This is a genomic window from Mesorhizobium sp. WSM3626, from assembly GCF_000513935.1.
GTDB lineage: Bacteria > Pseudomonadota > Alphaproteobacteria > Rhizobiales > Rhizobiaceae > Mesorhizobium > Mesorhizobium salmacidum.
In genome coordinates this window covers 147,965-163,653 of the sequence record NZ_AZUY01000003.1, presented here as the reverse complement: position 1 = coordinate 163,653, position 15,689 = coordinate 147,965, and the positions used below count along the sequence as shown (strand labels likewise).

Annotated in this window: 22 protein-coding genes; 13 read left to right on the top strand and 9 right to left on the bottom strand. The window is 61.6% G+C overall.

Annotated features, from left to right (window positions below):
* Positions 1-53: 53 nt before the first annotated feature.
* The 3 genes from M653_RS0103850 to M653_RS0103840 all read right to left on the bottom strand — a co-directional run bounded on the left by M653_RS0103850 (position 54) and on the right by M653_RS0103840 (position 1,480).
* The gene (locus M653_RS0103850) at positions 54-596 is read right to left on the bottom strand and encodes an RNA polymerase sigma factor (RefSeq protein WP_084636406.1); all 543 of its coding nucleotides are present in this window, start codon (positions 594-596) and stop codon (positions 54-56) included.
* Between the two features lie 45 nt (positions 597-641).
* Positions 642-1,079, bottom strand: a complete 438-nt coding sequence (locus M653_RS0103845) for an acid-shock protein (RefSeq protein WP_027142106.1) — start codon at positions 1,077-1,079, stop codon at positions 642-644.
* A 212-nt stretch (positions 1,080-1,291) separates the two neighbouring features.
* On the bottom strand, positions 1,292-1,480 hold the full coding sequence (locus M653_RS0103840) for a DUF2158 domain-containing protein (RefSeq protein WP_027142105.1): 189 nt from the start codon (positions 1,478-1,480) through the stop codon (positions 1,292-1,294).
* Positions 1,481-1,836: 356 nt separating this feature from the next.
* Here M653_RS0103840 and M653_RS0103830 point away from each other — a divergent pair, with 356 nt between their 5' ends.
* From M653_RS0103830 to M653_RS0103805, 4 genes are all read left to right on the top strand, one after another.
* Complete coding sequence (locus M653_RS0103830; RefSeq protein WP_027142104.1) at positions 1,837-3,219, top strand: site-specific integrase; 1,383 nt, start codon at positions 1,837-1,839, stop codon at positions 3,217-3,219.
* A 642-nt stretch (positions 3,220-3,861) separates the two neighbouring features.
* The gene (locus M653_RS0103815) at positions 3,862-4,065 is read left to right on the top strand and encodes a hypothetical protein (protein ID WP_027142102.1); all 204 of its coding nucleotides are present in this window, start codon (positions 3,862-3,864) and stop codon (positions 4,063-4,065) included.
* Complete coding sequence (locus tag M653_RS0103810; RefSeq protein WP_027142101.1) at positions 4,062-4,328, top strand: hypothetical protein; 267 nt, start codon at positions 4,062-4,064, stop codon at positions 4,326-4,328. The genes M653_RS0103815 and M653_RS0103810 overlap by 4 nt, the downstream gene beginning before the upstream one ends.
* Positions 4,325-4,849, top strand: a complete 525-nt coding sequence (locus tag M653_RS0103805; RefSeq protein ID WP_027142100.1) for a hypothetical protein — start codon at positions 4,325-4,327, stop codon at positions 4,847-4,849. The genes M653_RS0103810 and M653_RS0103805 overlap by 4 nt, the downstream gene beginning before the upstream one ends.
* Positions 4,850-5,033: 184 nt before the next feature.
* Here M653_RS0103805 and M653_RS0103800 read toward each other — a convergent pair whose 3' ends face one another.
* The 3 genes from M653_RS0103800 to M653_RS0103790 form a co-directional block, all read right to left on the bottom strand.
* Entirely contained in the window at positions 5,034-5,342 is a 309-nt protein-coding gene (locus tag M653_RS0103800; RefSeq protein WP_027142099.1) for a HigA family addiction module antitoxin, read from the bottom strand.
* Positions 5,343-5,364: 22 nt separating this feature from the next.
* Positions 5,365-5,643, bottom strand: a complete 279-nt coding sequence (locus M653_RS0103795; protein ID WP_027142098.1) for a type II toxin-antitoxin system RelE/ParE family toxin — start codon at positions 5,641-5,643, stop codon at positions 5,365-5,367.
* 121 nt (positions 5,644-5,764) lie between these two features.
* On the bottom strand, positions 5,765-5,974 hold the full coding sequence (locus M653_RS0103790) for a hypothetical protein (RefSeq protein WP_027142097.1): 210 nt from the start codon (positions 5,972-5,974) through the stop codon (positions 5,765-5,767).
* 211 nt (positions 5,975-6,185) lie between these two features.
* Here M653_RS0103790 and M653_RS0103785 point away from each other — a divergent pair, with 211 nt between their 5' ends.
* The 4 genes from M653_RS0103785 to M653_RS0103770 all read left to right on the top strand — a co-directional run bounded on the left by M653_RS0103785 (position 6,186) and on the right by M653_RS0103770 (position 12,066).
* On the top strand, positions 6,186-6,572 hold the full coding sequence (locus M653_RS0103785; RefSeq protein ID WP_027142096.1) for a hypothetical protein: 387 nt from the start codon (positions 6,186-6,188) through the stop codon (positions 6,570-6,572).
* 12 nt (positions 6,573-6,584) lie between these two features.
* On the top strand, positions 6,585-7,316 hold the full coding sequence (locus M653_RS0103780; protein WP_027142095.1) for a hypothetical protein: 732 nt from the start codon (positions 6,585-6,587) through the stop codon (positions 7,314-7,316).
* 116 nt (positions 7,317-7,432) lie between these two features.
* Positions 7,433-10,309 (top strand): hypothetical protein, encoded by a 2,877-nt coding sequence (locus tag M653_RS0103775; RefSeq protein WP_027142094.1) that lies wholly within the window; start codon positions 7,433-7,435, stop codon positions 10,307-10,309.
* A complete protein-coding gene (locus tag M653_RS0103770; RefSeq protein WP_027142093.1) occupies positions 10,309-12,066 on the top strand; it encodes a hypothetical protein in 1,758 nt (585 codons plus the stop codon). Before M653_RS0103775 ends, M653_RS0103770 begins: the two co-directional genes overlap by 1 nt.
* Before the next feature lie 453 nt (positions 12,067-12,519).
* Here M653_RS0103770 and M653_RS0103765 read toward each other — a convergent pair whose 3' ends face one another.
* From M653_RS0103765 to M653_RS1000000135285, 3 genes are all read right to left on the bottom strand, one after another.
* Entirely contained in the window at positions 12,520-12,957 is a 438-nt protein-coding gene (locus M653_RS0103765) for a hypothetical protein (protein WP_027142092.1), read from the bottom strand.
* Positions 12,951-13,313 carry a hypothetical protein gene (locus tag M653_RS0103760; RefSeq protein WP_027142091.1) on the bottom strand — a complete coding sequence of 121 codons (363 nt, stop codon included), beginning with the start codon at positions 13,311-13,313 and terminating at the stop codon, positions 12,951-12,953. Before M653_RS0103760 ends, M653_RS0103765 begins: the two co-directional genes overlap by 7 nt.
* Positions 13,314-13,412: 99 nt before the next feature.
* Entirely contained in the window at positions 13,413-13,553 is a 141-nt protein-coding gene (locus tag M653_RS1000000135285) for a hypothetical protein (protein WP_198028703.1), read from the bottom strand.
* 155 nt (positions 13,554-13,708) lie between these two features.
* On the opposite strand from M653_RS1000000135285, the gene M653_RS1000000136555 reads away from it, so the two are divergent.
* From M653_RS1000000136555 to M653_RS01000000132030, 5 genes are all read left to right on the top strand, one after another.
* Positions 13,709-13,882 carry a hypothetical protein gene (locus M653_RS1000000136555; RefSeq protein ID WP_156938147.1) on the top strand — a complete coding sequence of 58 codons (174 nt, stop codon included), beginning with the start codon at positions 13,709-13,711 and terminating at the stop codon, positions 13,880-13,882.
* Entirely contained in the window at positions 13,879-14,208 is a 330-nt protein-coding gene (locus M653_RS1000000134900) for a hypothetical protein (protein WP_156938146.1), read from the top strand. Before M653_RS1000000136555 ends, M653_RS1000000134900 begins: the two co-directional genes overlap by 4 nt.
* A 25-nt stretch (positions 14,209-14,233) precedes the next feature.
* Positions 14,234-14,455: a hypothetical protein gene (locus M653_RS0103740; RefSeq protein WP_027142090.1), complete on the top strand. Its 222-nt coding sequence runs from the start codon at positions 14,234-14,236 to the stop codon at positions 14,453-14,455.
* Between the two features lie 115 nt (positions 14,456-14,570).
* Positions 14,571-15,074, top strand: coding sequence for a hypothetical protein (locus M653_RS0103735; RefSeq protein ID WP_027142089.1), 504 nt, complete (start codon positions 14,571-14,573; stop codon positions 15,072-15,074).
* 70 nt (positions 15,075-15,144) lie between these two features.
* Positions 15,145-15,555 carry a DUF2280 domain-containing protein gene (locus tag M653_RS01000000132030; RefSeq protein WP_084636401.1) on the top strand — a complete coding sequence of 137 codons (411 nt, stop codon included), beginning with the start codon at positions 15,145-15,147 and terminating at the stop codon, positions 15,553-15,555.
* The last annotated feature ends 134 nt before the right edge of the window (positions 15,556-15,689 follow it).

The following is a 15,689-nucleotide window of genomic DNA, read 5'->3' as shown; positions in this document are numbered from 1 at the left end:
ACCGGACGCCCGCAAGGCGGGTTGAACGTACAGTATACGGGCGCGCGTGTTTCTCAGTCATGGCCGCCATCCCCGGCCAGCATCGTCTGCAGTGACCGCCGGCCGCGCGACAGCAGGCTCTCCAGGGCATCGACACTGATCTCCAGGGTCGCGGCCGCCTCGATGTTGGACATCTCCTGATAGTAGACCAGGATGATCGCCTCGCGCTGGCGTGGCGCGATTGCCTGTAAGGCCCGCTCGACCCGATGCGCCTCTTCGCCAGGATGGGAATCGGGAAGGGGAGCGGGGTCGACAATGTCCGGCATCTCGTCGGTCACCAATTCGCGACGCCGGCGCAGCCGGTCGTAGCAAAGGTTGAGCGTGACGCGGTGGACCCAGGTGTCGAAGCGTGCATTGCCACGCCGCCACTTCGAGGCATGACGCCAGATGCGCACGAAGGTTTCCTGCGCGACATCCTCGGCCTCCGCCGCATCGCCCAGCATGCGCACGGCAAGCGAAAGGATGCGCGGCAGCTTGCGCGCGACGAGCGCCTGCACCGCCGCGGGATCGCCAGCACCGACCCGACGAACCAGCTCCTCGTCCGGATCGGCGCTCATCGGCTGGCGCACTCCCGATATCCATCACACGTCATAGCCTCTTGGTCACTGCTCCGGCTTGGGAGCGGATTTGTGGCTCGGCCTCTCGTCGACCGTCAGAATGCCGTCGCCATTCTTGTCCAGCCTGGCAAAGCGCTTGGCGAAGAACGCATCGAGCTCGGCCCGGTCGATGAAGCCGTCATGGTTGGAATCAATGCGCGCGAAGGATTTGGCGGGGGCGTGCCTGACGTTGCGTTTGGCCTGAAAGGCCTGCCATTCCAGCAGGCTGATCTTGCCGTCGCCGTCCGTGTCGGCGGCCATGATCGCCTTCTCCCGCCGTTTCTGGAACTTGGCCAGTGTGATGTCGGACTTGGCGGCCGACGATGTGGCAGCGGGCGACGCGGCGGCAGGCGGCGTCGCGGCCGGTGGTTGTGTCGCTGCCTGGGCCAGAGCCGCGGTGGTCAGCACGCTCAAGGCAGTGGCAAGGATCGAACGGCGTATCATGCTTCACGTCTCCGGTTGGCGCATTGCCATGGCCCAATGCCACGTCACGCTTCAACCGTTAAACGTCGTGATCATAAAAATCCGTCGGTCGCCCTGCCGATCACGCCGCTTGCCGGTGACGATGGACCTTGGCGGTCCCGGAAACGGCAGAACTCTTCGTCCGGTGCGTCTGGAGTCGCGCCGGTCCGGCCATCCCTTGGCGAAAGCGGGAATTACGTCGATTGGTCGGCGGCTACCAGCTGCTCCTGCTTGAACCCCGCATGTTGCGGGGTCCACACATCGCCCTCGCGGTTGAACCAGTGGCAGAGATACATGCCGGAAGCGGCGCCGTCGCTGACCGTCATCCTCGGGCCTCCCGACCTCAGCTTGACGACGTCTCCGGTCTTGAAAGTGTTGGGCATTTTGGACCTCCCATGCTGACACCGCGAGTTTCACATCAAACCCCGGTCTCGACAATGGCGGATATGCTTCGCCGGCGTCGCGATCCACTGCACGGGCAGTGACGCAGGTGCTGATTGCAGCATGCAGGTGGACAAGAGGAACTGGTGCCGCTTAGGTGACTCGAACACCTGACCCCATCATTACGAATGATGTGCGCCCCATTTTCATCAGCATCTGAGACCATGCACTTTGACCCTGCGACCGCCCAAAATCCGTTGACGCTGGCCGTTTTCGGCTTCATTGATCATTCGACCTCTTTCATCGCCAGCCGCTCCGATTTGTGGCTCACACTGTGTCCTGATGGAGTTTGAGCCACATGGCCGAAGCGCTCACCCAAAAGAAGATCGACGCTCTGGCAAAGAAACGGCCGACGGCGAAGCTCGAAATTGCCGATGGTGGGCAAGCCGGGCTCTACCTGGCGGTCGGGCCACGCGTGATGAAGTGGATTGTTCGGTATAGGGCGGCGTCGCAGAATGTGAAGCTGGGCATCGGCGACTATGGCCAGCAGCGGCCGGCGCTGGGGCTGCATGACGCCCGGAAAGCTGCGCAAGCCAAACTGCAGGAGGTCTCAGAAGGGCGAGATCCGCGCCTGGGTGGCAATGCCGCGAAGCGCCGAAACCTCGCTGTCGAGGAGGCTTTCGACGACTTCATCGACCGACACGGCAAGGCAAAAAACAAAGCAAGCACGGTTGACGACAATCAGGGCTTCATCGATCGGGAGATCAAGCCGCAGTGGCGCGGGCGGAAAATCCAGAGCATCTCGCGACACGATATAGTCGATCTCGTTGACGGCATCGCGCATGGAAAGCGAGACGCTGAGGGGAACATCTTGGCACCGGGGAGGCCGCAGTCGGCCGTGCGCGTGCGCGCGCTCCTCTCCAAGGCCTTCTCTTGGTTTGCGGCTAAGGGCATCGTCGTCGACAATCCATTCCGCGACATCGAAGTGCCAGCGCCCCCGGTCGCACGCGACCGCGTTCTGTCGGACGATGAGATCCGCTGGTTCTGGCAAGCGACGGACGAGATCGGCTGGCCGTTTGGTGATCTCGCGCGTCTTCTGCTTCTGACCGCCCAGCGCCGGGATGAGGTTGCGGCGGCTCCATGGACGGAATTCGAGTTCGGCCAAATAGAGATAAGCCCGAGCACTGTCGGTGATCTCTCGCCAGGGCAGCTGGCGCAGCTTGGTCAAGGTGCTGACATCCGCGAGCCCCTTTGGTCGATCCCGCCCGAACGCACCAAGAATGGCCGGCGGCAGAATCTCCCTCTGGTGCGCCAGGTCGTCGAAATCTTGCGCGCCCTTCCGCGGTATGAAGACGACGACGGCAACGAGAGCCCCTTCATTCTCTCCACCAATGCCCGGACGCCGATCAGCGGCTACAGCAAGGCAAAGAAGGATATCGACGCAGCAATGCTGCTGGCAGCTCGCGAGGAAGCTGGCGATCCGACGTTGTCGATCGCACCATGGACTTTTCACGACCTCCGTCGCACCGCTGCGTCGGGCATGGCGCGGCTCGGCGTCGCGGTCCATGTCGTCGAGGCCGTTCTCAACCACAAGAGCGGGAAGATTTCAGGGGTGGCGGCAATCTACAATCGCCACGACTATGCTCGCGAAAAGCGAGAGGCTTTGACTGCCTGGGCCAACTTGGTCGACAGCATCGTGATACCTCGTCAGATCGAAAACGTCATCCCGATAAGGCGCTGAGCGGCGAATCAGCCTCGGCCCTTTTGGAAAAGTTATCCACAGCTTGCGATTGGGTGTAACCAAATTGGTTACGAAAAATGGGAGTAGAGCCAAGCTAAAAGAGTTTTGACGCGTTAAAAATAAAGAAAGTGAATTTGGACACGTCCAAAACTAGTCTTGGTGTAACCGGTTCGGTTACGGCACCGTGCGTGGTGTCATTATGGTTGCACTTTATTCTTCGTTGATGTTGATTGGCCATGGAAGACACTAACCATGGAGCTGGTCATGGAGACGCGAACGCGATGGCTTAGGGCAAAACGGGTTCGAGAGAGATATGACGACATCGGAGAGGTGACGCTCTGGCGATGGTGCAACGATCCGAAATCCGATTTCCCCAGGCCTGTGAAGCGCAATGGCGTTCGATACTGGAGCGAGCAGGTGCTCGATCTCTACGATCAACGCTTTGCTGGAGGGGAGGCCGCATGATGCCGGCCGCTCCAGATCTTGTCATCCAAGAGGCGGCGCGCTGGATCGTAGAGACACCGAAGGCGCTCCGGCCTCGCCCTGTGGTCGCAGAGGTGCGCGACCGGTTTCCGCCGCTGGACGCCGTAGGCGCATGTGCCGCGGTCAAGTTGGCGAATGCCATCCGTGCAGGAGGCGCCGATGCAGCCGCCTGAAAAGCGAAAGCCGACCGCGTGCGAAGCGACCGGCTTTCTGAAAATCGATTTGCTTCCCGGCAAGATCGACACCGCAGACGATAGCGTTAGCCCCGCCCGGCTGCAAGCACGTCGATTGCATCTCCGCTTCAATGTCTCGTGGGCGCTGGCCCGCGCCATCGCCGAGCACGTCGTGGGGAGAGCGCCATGAAGCTCTCGGAAATGTTCGTCGATCCGATCCTGGCAGCGTTCTTTGCCTGCAGCGAAAGCGGGGGCGCCCCGGGCATCCGCGAAATCGTTGTCGAACGCCTTTTCGATCCGGCCGGCTGGTTTCTCGTCGAGATGTCGGATGAGGCTGGAAACGAGTTGTTCGCCCGCGTGTGGGAATGCGAGGAGCTGGCCGTCTGCGATGCAGAGGCGATGAAGGAGGTCTGGGGACCCGCTGTAATCCGGTACAAGTCGGGCATGCCATGAGCGCGCGCTACTTCACCAAGGTTTCGCCGGCGGTTTGGCGATCTCGCCGCTTCATGGGATTGTCCGACGAAGAAAAGGTTGGCTACCTCTATCTGTTGACGAATGCGCACATCTCGAGCGCAGGCGTCTATGAACTTCCGCCCGGCTATGCATGCGCTGACCTCGGCTGGACGCTGCCCACATATCAAAGCGTGATCCAGGCCCTCGTCGCTGTGGAGTTGATTGACCACGATGAGGACGTGGTTTTGATCGAGCGATGGTTCCAGCACAACCCACCGGCCAATGACGATCACGCTACTGGAACGCGTCGCCGGCTCGTCGCTGTCGAGAGCGATCGGCTCCGCGAAAAGGCCCTAGCGTCCTTCGATGTGGTCAATGCCGCGCGCATCGAGCGCGAGGCGCAAAAAGCAGTGGAGAAAGCTGCGAAGACTGCCGGCCGATCACAGACTGTAGCGGAAATGATCGGATCGACGTCGCGGCTGATGAACACGCGGATCGTGCAAGGGGGGAATGTTCGATGAGACCGTGTGGACACCGTGTCAGGACAGTGCTGCCACCATCCTTGCAGATGGTTTCAGACCATGTGCACATACCAAAACCGAGACCTTTACCTTTACCGAGACCAGAGACCTTCGCGCGAAAGGAGGGTCGGCCGGCGCCGGCAGGAATGGCTTTGGAGGAAAAGAGGGGCAGTGATCCCCTCGATCAGGCCGCTTCCAGCGTCGGGATGCCAGAAACGTCCACCTCCCGCTCTGCATGCCAGGCGTCATGAGCAGCCTGCATGCGGAGCCAGATAGCGGCCCCGTCGCCGAACAGCTTGCCCAGGCGGGCGGCAACGTTGGGGGAAACGGGCTTCTTCTCTGCCAGGATGTCGTAGAGCTGCTGACGAGAGATTCCGAGCAGGCGGGCTATGTCTGCCTTGCTCTTTCCAGTGGCGGGAATGATGTCGGCGAGCACGGCGCCGGGATGCGACGGGGCGCGCTTCAAGGGGCGGGTTACTTCGTAAGTGATCATCTTGCCCTCCGTGGCGTTGTGATCAGTGGTATTGCTCGAAATCGACTCTGGCAGCGTCTGTTCCATCAAACTCAAAGGTTATGCGCCACGGCCCATTCACATAGACGGTGTAGCGCGTGGGATTAAAGCCGTTCAAAGCATGGAAGCTGTAGCCGGGGACGTTCATCTCTTCCGGCCGCAACGCGGCGTCCAGTCGGTCGAGCCTCTTGAGAATGCGATCGTGCATCTTGGCATCGATCTTGCCGGTTTTTCCGGTCTCGAAGATCTCGGCCAGCCCCTTATGCTTGAACGACTTGATCATGGCGTATGTAAGCCAAAGGCATACGCTTTGTCAAGTATCGGCTGACAAATTGGACAAATTTGGACACTCGCGGGCGCACGCGCGCGCGAGGCGGCTCGAGCATTCTGCACAAATTGCACACTCACCCGCGCGCGTGCGCCCGCGAGTGTTCCGAATGTTCCGAATGTTCGGGATGCTTCGATGCAGCGTGCTCCCGGCAGAACCTCTCATAGGCCGCGGCAACGCGCGCCCGCTGCTCAGGCGTCCTCGATGCCACTCGCTCCTCGAAGCCGTCCTGTTGGCGCTGAGCGGCGCGCTCGCGGGCTCGGCGAATGAACTCGGCCTGGTTCATCGACTCTGCTCCCTGTGCAGTGGCTGGAACCAATATGGTAGCACATCATCTAAAGTTATGTGCTTCACGTGAGACAATCCCATATTTTCAGCCGATCAGAGCGAAATATCACTGCCTACAAATGGACTTAGGACGCAAATCAGGACACAATCGCTGCCGGCACTCGAAAAGGCCCGCCGCGGTGGCGCGCTGATCCCACGAAGAAACGCCAATGACTTTTCCCAGCTTCGCAGTCGGCACTGTCGTGCGCGTCAGGCGCATCGACGGCACCTTCGTCGTCGCGGGGCCCGAGGTGGGCGGTATCCCAAGCGGGACGCGCTGGCGCTGCATCGCGCGCGCCAACGGCGGCGTGGCCAGTCGACAGGTCGGCTACGGGGACCTCACGGTCGTCCGAGAGGCGCCGACCTGGCAGGCGGGCGCCGAGCTACGGCACGCCGATTACGGACGGGTCGTCGTCATCGAAGACCGCGGCGATCTCGTCCGATGTGCACTTCCGGATCGGCGCATTCCGCTTAAAGGCGCGCCTCAGTTTTTTATCAACATGGGTCCCGGGCGCGCCGATCTCGACAAGGCGAATCTGGTCCTGACAAACCTCTGAAGGAGAGAACCTATGCCAGCGACACCGAAAATCTATGATTCCAAACTTGCGATGATCGGCGCACAGGAAGCCAACTGGCCGTCATCGGACGTTTCCATCTGGTGGCGTAAATCACACGAAGCCATGGCGGCGATCCGGGCCGGGGTGAGGCTGATCGATATCAAAATCTCGGAGCAGGAGGGCAACAACGACCTTTCGGTCGCCGGCAGGTTGAAGGCAATCGGCCAGATCGGCCTCGCCGCCATCGAGGCGGGGATCGGTGGTGCCGAAGTCGCCGCTGCGGATCGCGAGATCGACCGGCGGGTCGCGCATGTCAGCACCGCGATCACAATGCCCGAGCTGCCCAACGACATTGCCGATGTAATGCTGGCCCAGGAAATCCGTGCCTTCATCCGCAGCAAGCGCGGACCGGGCGATCCCGTCATGTACTTGCACAATACCAAGGTGATGGGCGATCCACGCGTCGTGGCAGCCGTCAGCGGCGCGCCGGCCTTTCTTTCCGGGCTGACCGATGAAGAGAAAACGCAATTCATCACGCGGGCTCAATTGGCCCTGTTTCCGAGCTCGGCCACCGAGCAGCAGGCACTATTGAAGGCCAAGTTGCTGCTCCACGATGCCGTCGGCCAGGCCGACCGAATGATTGGCGAGCGCGCGCAGTTGCAGAGTCGTCTGGGTGCAGACGGCGCGGTTATCTGGGATCTCCCGAATCTTGCGAAAATCGCGGCCAAGAGGGCGGTGGCCTGACATGGAAAATTTGGCGCGCGCCCGTTCGTTCAGCCGCGGGCGAGGCCGAAAGCAGGACCGGCCGGGCTCCAGGCATTCCCAGCTGGTCCTGCACCATCGCACAATAGGAGGGGATAATGTCTGACCAGGCAATCGCCGGAAGTGTCCGAATCGACATCCTCGGCAATCTCGCGCCGTTCGAGGCCGCGCTGGCGAAAGCCCAGCAGATCGCCATGACGTTCGACGCCCAGATCAGCCAGAAACTGAGCGGCGCCGGCACATCGGCGGGGCTGGCGAAAATCGCCGCCGGCGTCGAGCAGACCAATGCTCTGCTGGCCAAGCTGGTCGGCGCTGCCTCTCCGGCGGCCGCCAGCCTCGAGAAAGTCACCGGGGCGACCAAGAGCACTGCGGCGGCGTTGGCGGGCTTCAGCACGGCATTGGATGACGTGCGGGCGAGCTATTCGCCGCTCGCCACCGCCGGCGAGCAGTACGGCGCCTCCCTGGTCCAAGTGAATGGCGCGAACCGGATTGGCCTCGAGCTCGAAAAGCAGAAATCCATCCTCATCGGCGGCACCACTGGCGCGCTGACAGCTCAGGCCGGCACCGTCCGGGCGGTGGCATCTGAAACCGGGCACTTGGCTAGCGCATCGAGCCTCGGAGCGGCCCAAATGGCGGCACTGGGGCACTCTGCGCGCTCCGCCATCGAAACCCTCGCCCTCGGCGTCTCGCCCCTGCAGGCGCTCACCCAGCAGGCCAACCATTTGTCATTCGCCTTCAGCGGCCCGCAGGGTGTCATCGCGGCTTCTGCCGGGGCGAGGACGGCGTTTGTGGAGTTCCTTGGCTCCGCGACGGGTATTGCCACCACGGCAGGCGTGGCTGCCGTCGCTGGCCTTGCTGGGTACGTTCTTGCGGCGCGGAACAGCATCCAATCGGTTGACCAGGTGCTCACCGAGCACAGAGGCCTGGTGGACGAAATTTCCAAAGCGTGGCCGGAGGCCGCGAAGGCGGCGAAGCAGTATGAGGAGATCGCCTCGAAGATCCCTCAGTCGGTGGCGTCTGCCGACATCCAAGACCAAATCAAAGAAAACACGCGCACCCTGAACGACCTAATGGGCTCGCTTTCGACGCGGGCGCAGATGCTGAGCCAGGAGTGGGGACTCGTCGGATCCTCAGGCCAGAAAGCATTCGGTGATCTGGCGGATGTCGCGAAGTCGGGCGCCGTCGATGCTGCCGACAGGGTCCAGGCCGCGCTCGGCCGCATGCGCATTGATCCGGCGCTCAACGTCACGGCGCACGAGTTCGCCAAGAGCCTGCAGGACGACGCAACTCAGGCCGCGAAGCTCCAAGATGCGCTTAACGCCAAGAATACCTTCCAAGGCATCGTCGACAACAAGCGAGCATCGCAGACGCTGTTCGATCTCGCCGGCGGTCTCGATGGCGTCAAGGCTTCCGCCGGCGGCGCCAACGACACCATCGCCAAGATGTTCGGCACGCTCAACGGTGGCGGCGCCGGCCAGTTCGGCATCGAACGCTCGCTGCAGGCCACGCTTGCCGGTTTTCAGACCGTCGACATGGCCGTCCAGGAGGCGCGACGCAACCAGCTTGGCAGCTTCCTCGATCTCGACAATCAGCTGCGGAGCACCACCCAGGAGGCGGAGACGCTACGCCAGGCCATTGCCACGGCCGGCACCGGCGACAACGTTAAGCTGTTCTTCAATGACACCAGCGGTATCGCCAACGCCAATGCCGAGATCCAGAAATCAGTTGATACGGTCAATCGGCTTTTCGACGCCATGAAGACGGGAAATGCCAGCGTAAACGCCGTCTTCCAAGGCATTGAGATGGTGCGCTCGAGCTTGGTGCAAGACGGGCTCGGCGTCGACAAGGTCAACGCCTTCCTCGATTCGCTAGTCCACGCCGAACTGCAAATGGCCCGGGATTCCGCCGCTGCCAAGCAACTCAACTCGGCAATTCAGGCAATCCGTGACAAGAACATCACGATCACCACCACGGTCTACGAGACCTCGGGCGGGCCGATCACCGTCCAGCGTCCCGCCAGCGCCTTCTCGGGCGGCCTGTCGACCAACCCGGTTGGCGCGATCGGCAGTATGAATCCCAACCCGTTCAGCGGCGGTTCGTTAGGCGGCACCATCCCCATGGTCTACCAGACCCCGAGCGGTCCCATCACCGTCGAGCGTCCCGCCAGCGCGCAGTCCACCGGCGCCGCCATCCCCACCGCTCAGATGATCAACGTAAAGGACTACCTCGCAGGCACGCGCGCCGCTGGCGGCCCCGTCGCTGCCGGCAGCACGTATCTTGTCGGCGAGCATGGCCCTGAAATCGTCACCATGCCTTTCGCCGGCAATGTCTCGACGGCGTCGGCGACCTCAAACATCCTGACCGGCGGCGCTAGCGTGTTGAAGTCGATCGAGGAAAACACTTTTCAGACCGTCGAGGAGATCAAGCGCACCATCGGCTATTTCTCGACGATGCAGAAGGATGGCGAGGTGGGTCTTTCGCTGTTGCGCGCCGTCCAGTCGGCGATCGGCAATTCGTCGATCAACACAGGGTCGAACGGCGGCGGGTCGTCCTCGGGCTTTTCGGGTGGCGGCTCTTCGGGTTCCGGTGGCGGCAGCCAAGCCAACCCGTTCGATTACGTCGGTGGCGTGTTCTATCCCGGCAACGGTGGTTTCAACTTCCGTGATTGGATCATGTGGCAGAACACGCATGGCGGCGGCGGCACCGGCTTCGCCACCGGCGGCGCTATCCACCCTGGCGATACCCAGAAGGTCGAGGCATGGAAGCGGCCAGATGAGGCCGTCGCTTTCTTCCGCCCGGAACAGCGCACCGCTGTTGGTGACGCCATGAAGAACGAAGGCGGATCGAAAACCCTGAACTTGGGCGGCATTCACCTCCACTTACCGCCCGGCAGCCAGCCCATGTCGAAGCCGTCGCAGATGGAAATTTCCGACCGCCTGCGCCGCGTGGTGCGTGAAGAACTCGGGAAGCTTTGATGTCGATCTTTTCCACAGGATGGGGCAGCCCGAGCGGCGGCGGGTTCATTGGCAACGCCAAGGCGTCGGAGCCCATCTCCAGCCGTGCCTCGGACTACAATTCGCCGGGCGACAATTCCTCGCCGGCCGGCAAGACCATCCCTGCTGGCAGCGGCTCCGCCTCTTATGATGGCAACATCGTCTGGTGGAGCGGGTTCGCGATCAAAAACGGCAAGGTCACTGCTTCCTTCGTCATGCTGTTCAAGGATTGCCTGTTCGCGCCCTCCTTCAGCCTGGTCAAGCTCTTCGCCGACGAGCAGGCCATCATCTCCAACGTCGCGCCACGAAAGCAGTCCAGCCAGAAAATCCGCTTCTATGACGGCACCCAGACCACACCCGACCCACTGCTTTTGGCCGCGCTTGGCACTGAAAAGGCGACTGCCTGGCCCGGCTTCGTCTATGCGGTGTTCGAGGACTTCGATTGCTCGCCCTATGGCAACCGGGTTCCGCTGATCCGGGCGGTGCTGTCGGGCGCGGTGACGCAGGCTGCTGCCACGGAAGGCGAATCGACGCTGACCTTCGGGCCGATCGTCGACTACATCAACACCGGCCTCGCCGCCGATATGGCCAAGGGGCACGTCTACCAGGTTTTCGTGCTCACCTTCAACGACGCCTTTGTGTCGGTCATCGACCTGCAGTCGAACGCGGAAATCAGCCGCGCGCACATCTTCGTCAGAGGCGCGACTTTCGATCTCGGCCCGTACAATCATAAGGCGCTGCCAGGGTCCGATTTCGTCGCCTGCGAAACCTCGTTCAATCTCACCGACCATCATGAACTGTCGTTGCTCAACGTGATGACGGGCGAGATCGTCGCCAGGCTCGACGACCATCCCCGCGCGCCGCAGCCGACCGACGCCGTCATGATCGAGAATGGCGCCTCGACCAAATACCTGATCTTCTGCCAGAGCTCCGACGGCCTGATGGTCGCGGTAGCCGATGTGAGCAACATGACTCTGGCCTGGGTCATCAACCCGGGGACGGCGCCGGCCGGCACCGCGGGCGCGATCTATTCGAGCCTCGCCTTCGGTCCCGTGGAAGATGGTTCGGTCACGGTCTACTGGACGGAGCGGGAACTTGAAGCGCCGGTCAACCAGCCGACGCCGTTGGCGGCGGTTCGCAAGGCGGTCATTTCAGCAACTGGCTTCGTCGAAAGCGTCTTCTACACCGAGGCCGAAAGCGGCAAGTTCCCGGTGGGCGTCGCCTATGACCAGGTCGACGACGGCGTGGTGATCTCGCGCGAGAACGGTACCTACAAGAAGATCCTGGCCAACGGGACGGTCTCCTACGCCTCGATCGCGGCGACGGTGCCCTATCTCAACTGGCAGTCCGACACTCGCTTTTTGGGATTGAGCGCTTCGCTTCGTCCAGGCTACGCGGTGGGCTTTCTCGGCTCCTACCTGCCCGGCAACGTGCCGGATTTCGACGTCTATGTCGTCGACCTGGCCGATGCTTCGGCGGTCAAGATTTTCGACGCCGACGACATCTCATGGGAGGAGCATTTCTATTATGACCAACTGTTCGCCAGGTTGGTCGAGCCTTCGGTCAATCCCGGCCAGGTCATCGTTCACTCGCAGGGCGACATGACGCCGAACACTGTCGATCTTGTTGATATCTTCACCCAGATCGCCGGCGTCGACGGTCGCTTCGATGCCTCGCAGCTGGTGTTCAATGATTTCCCGGGCAACGCGTGCGCTGGCCTCGAGGAGCACGGAAAATGATCTCTTGCGCCGGCATCCCTGTCCTGCCGTTCTACTTCCATGACGCGCCCCTGCCGGACCGCTACTTCGTGGCCGGATGGGGTGGCTGCATGGCGCCCGTGATGCCGCCAGGAAAGGGCCTTTGGCTGTTCACGGCAACCGAACCGGCGGAACCGGGGGATTTCGCCTGCATCTGGCTGCGTCGTAACCGCGAATCGCTGCCGCCGTTCCGCGATGGGATTTTCCGTTCCGGCCACCAGGCGCGACTGAAAGTGCTTGTCGCTCGCACCGATGACGGCGGGCTGCGTACCCTGTCCATCAACCCGCCGAGCATCTGGAAGGCTGATCCGGCCTACCTAGTGGCCGTTCACAAGATGGTGGCGTTCTACGGCGAGGACGGGAAGGCACGATCGGCGGCCGACCTGATAGCCGAGCTCCGACCTCAGGTGCAGGCGCTTGCATCGCAGGGTGCATTCATTGGCTTGGCGCCCTCGGCCTCGCATGATACTTGCAGAGCAGCACGAATTGAGGCTTCCCAGCCAGCTGGCTCGATATTGAGGAAGCTGGGAGCGTCAGGATCTGCGCATTGAAGTCACAAAAACTCTGCACCATGTCGGCGACGTCCTCGGCGTCCATGTAATCGACCTTCATGATGTCGCCTTCCTGGCAGTTGCCGCCGCCGGCGAGCAATATCGCGGCCTCGTGGCACGATCGCTCCTCCGGAGCCTTTGCGGCCGCAGCTATAGGTGACGCAGCTGGTTCTGCTTTGATCGCATCGTAACAGGCCACTCGATCGGCGCCGTCGACGAGCTGTTTGCAGTTGTTGATAGCCTCTATGGTTTGCGCATGTGCTGCGCCGGCGGCCGCAAAGACCGCGCCAATCGCCAAGATCCGGAGCACCTTCATCAGCATGTACCCTCGAACACCCGTCCTTTGCGGGCTCTGAGATAGCAGAGCTTCCTGCCGTCCGGGCTTCCAAACGCTGAATGCTGTTCAACCGCCAGCAGCAGCACAGGCGCGGGGCTCATTAGACTTGCGCGCTGGGCTGTATCCCACATCACATCGCTGAAATTCGAGATGACTCTGTCAACGCCGACAATGACCCGAGTGCGGAAACCTTCAGCCTGAACTGTCAGAGTCTCGATCCCATAGCCGACCTTCAAGTAAGCCAGCTCGCTCTCAATTTGGAACTGCAAGGCTTCGTCGTTCGCAGACGCAAAAGTCGGCGTCAAAAACGCGATCAAAACCACTGCTGCTTTGAGCAACATTTCCCCGGCCCTCAGCTTCTATTGAAACATCGACCGGGACGAATGGCAAGTGCGCCAGACTGGCACCAGCGCAACCAAATTGGTTACATCGCGGACATGCTATTTGGACAGGTAGCCATTTGCCTGAAGCCAGTCGCGGATGATGCGTCGGATCGCTTCTGGTCTGGTTAGCGAGTCGGCTTGCTCGGCGGCGAACGCGTCGATCGCGTCCAGGTCGCCACGAACGAGGCGGATATTCACCTGGTCGGAATCGACTGCAGGTCTGCCTCTGGATTTTTTGATAGGATTTATTGTTGACGAACTCATGAATTAATACTATCATTTAATAGTCGGGCCGGAAAGAGGGTTGCAGCCTCAAACCAGCCCTAACCACAAATCGAAAGGTGATTTCGACCATGGCTTACCTCCGTATATCACTGTCTCAGATCGCTCGCGATCCTGTCGTCGCCGCCTTTCTTGGCCGCGGCGAGCACGGCGCCGACCCTGAGCCTATCGTCATTCCGGTGCGCTTCCCCCGGCCGCCGTTCAAGGACGGCGCCGCAGTGAAGAGCGAACTGGAGTGTGCATGATGCGCGCCGCTCTCACAAAACCCGCGCTCGCTGCTGAGCCGAGCGACCCGCTTCTGGCCGCTATCAACCTCCACAGGTTCGCTGGCGAGGCCTACGATGACATGCCCGAGGATCTGACCGAAGAGCAGGAGAGCGAGGCCTTCAGGCGCCTCTGCAGCGATCCGGACGCCGTCCTCGTTGCCTGGAACTCGCCGGCGACGTCACACGAAGGCGCCTTGGCGGCGCTGCGGCTTGCCCTACAGGAGATCAATGACGACGGCGAGCCGATCGTGAAAAGCTTGGTGACTGCGGCGCTCGGGTACTTCGAAGGACGAAGCGCTTCGTGATGCAAAAGCCGGCGAAAGGGAACCCATGAGAAAAAACAGGGCGCAGAGGGCGAAAGAGGCAGCAGAGCGCCTACGTAGTGCTCAGGATCAAATACTTGGCGTGCGGCTGGCTGTTGAAGACCTATGCAGCGACAAGTACGATTGGGTCATGGTGGGCATCCTTCTCGACGAAGCGATCAACGGAACAGAACATGCCGTTCGGATACTGACAGGCGAAGTCGGGAAGATGCTTCCAAAAAGGGATTGAACGCATCTGTGAGACAAGGCAACATGCAGGTTGACGAGGGGACCGCACCTTCTTTGCCCTCTGCGGGCCACCTTGTGGGTGTCTCCTCGTCGCCCCCTTCATCGGACAACTGTCGATGCGCGATCAGTATCTGAACGATGACGTGCGCTCTGGCCTCCGGAAACTTCGCCAGCTCGCGATCGATCAAGGCGAGCCGGCGGCCTTCCTCGATGCCGTGAACACAGTCCACGCTGGCCTCCGGTACATCAAGGAGGTCCGCGACGAGAAGGAGGCCAAGCGCTGGATGATCGAGCTTTTCGATCGGTCGGACTTGCTGCCACATCATGTGCCGGAGATCGTCATGACGGCGCGCCCTCCAGAGCACTGGGCTGAGCGGCTCGCTGCCAATGGCTTGTCCATCTCTGCCGAGGAGATTCGGGAGCGTGCAGTCGCCGATGGGATACTCTTCCGCATCGGCGGCGAGATCCTGCTGACGCCCGGGCAATTGGACGAACTATTCCAGGTCGACAACACCTCGGAAGGCCGAGCTCGGCGCGCTGCGCGGAATGACCGCCGGCCCAGCGCGGCTTTCAACCGCGTCATGGCTCGCTTGAAAAAACCAAAGCCGCGCGCGCGATAACCGGGTTGTTGAAAAACCTGCTTTCCGGGCCTAATTTGCCTGACCTTGTCTGACAGAATCGACCAGACCCATGGCGACGGCAAAGCTCCCGGAAGCGGCGAAAGCCTTTGTGGTGCAACGGCTCGCATGTTTCGACTCGCCGTCGGACGTTGCCAAGGCCGTCAACCAAGAATTCGGGGTCGTGATCACGCGCCAGAGCGTCGAATTCTTCGATCCGACGAAGCGCGCCGGCAAGAACCTGGCGCCGAAATGGCGGACGGTCTTCGATGAGGCCCGCAAGACGTTTCTCCATGACATAGCGCTCATCGGCATCAGCCATCGCTCGGTCCGCCTTCGCGCGCTCGACCGCATGGCAGAGAAGGCCATGGAGCAGGGGAAAAGCGAACTGGTGCTCCAGGCGCTGCGCCAGGCGGCCGAAGAAATGGGCGGGATCTACACCAATCGGCGCGGGCTGCCTCCGGCGACCGTCGAGGTCATCTAAACCCCCAAACGTGTTCCGTCGTGGAACGGCTTCTATAGCCCCTGGCGTCGACGGCGTCAGCCGATTTGTGTCCCGGAACGTGTCCCGGTGAGCGATTTTTCAGCGGATTGAAGGCTGGATTAGGGGCTGGAAGC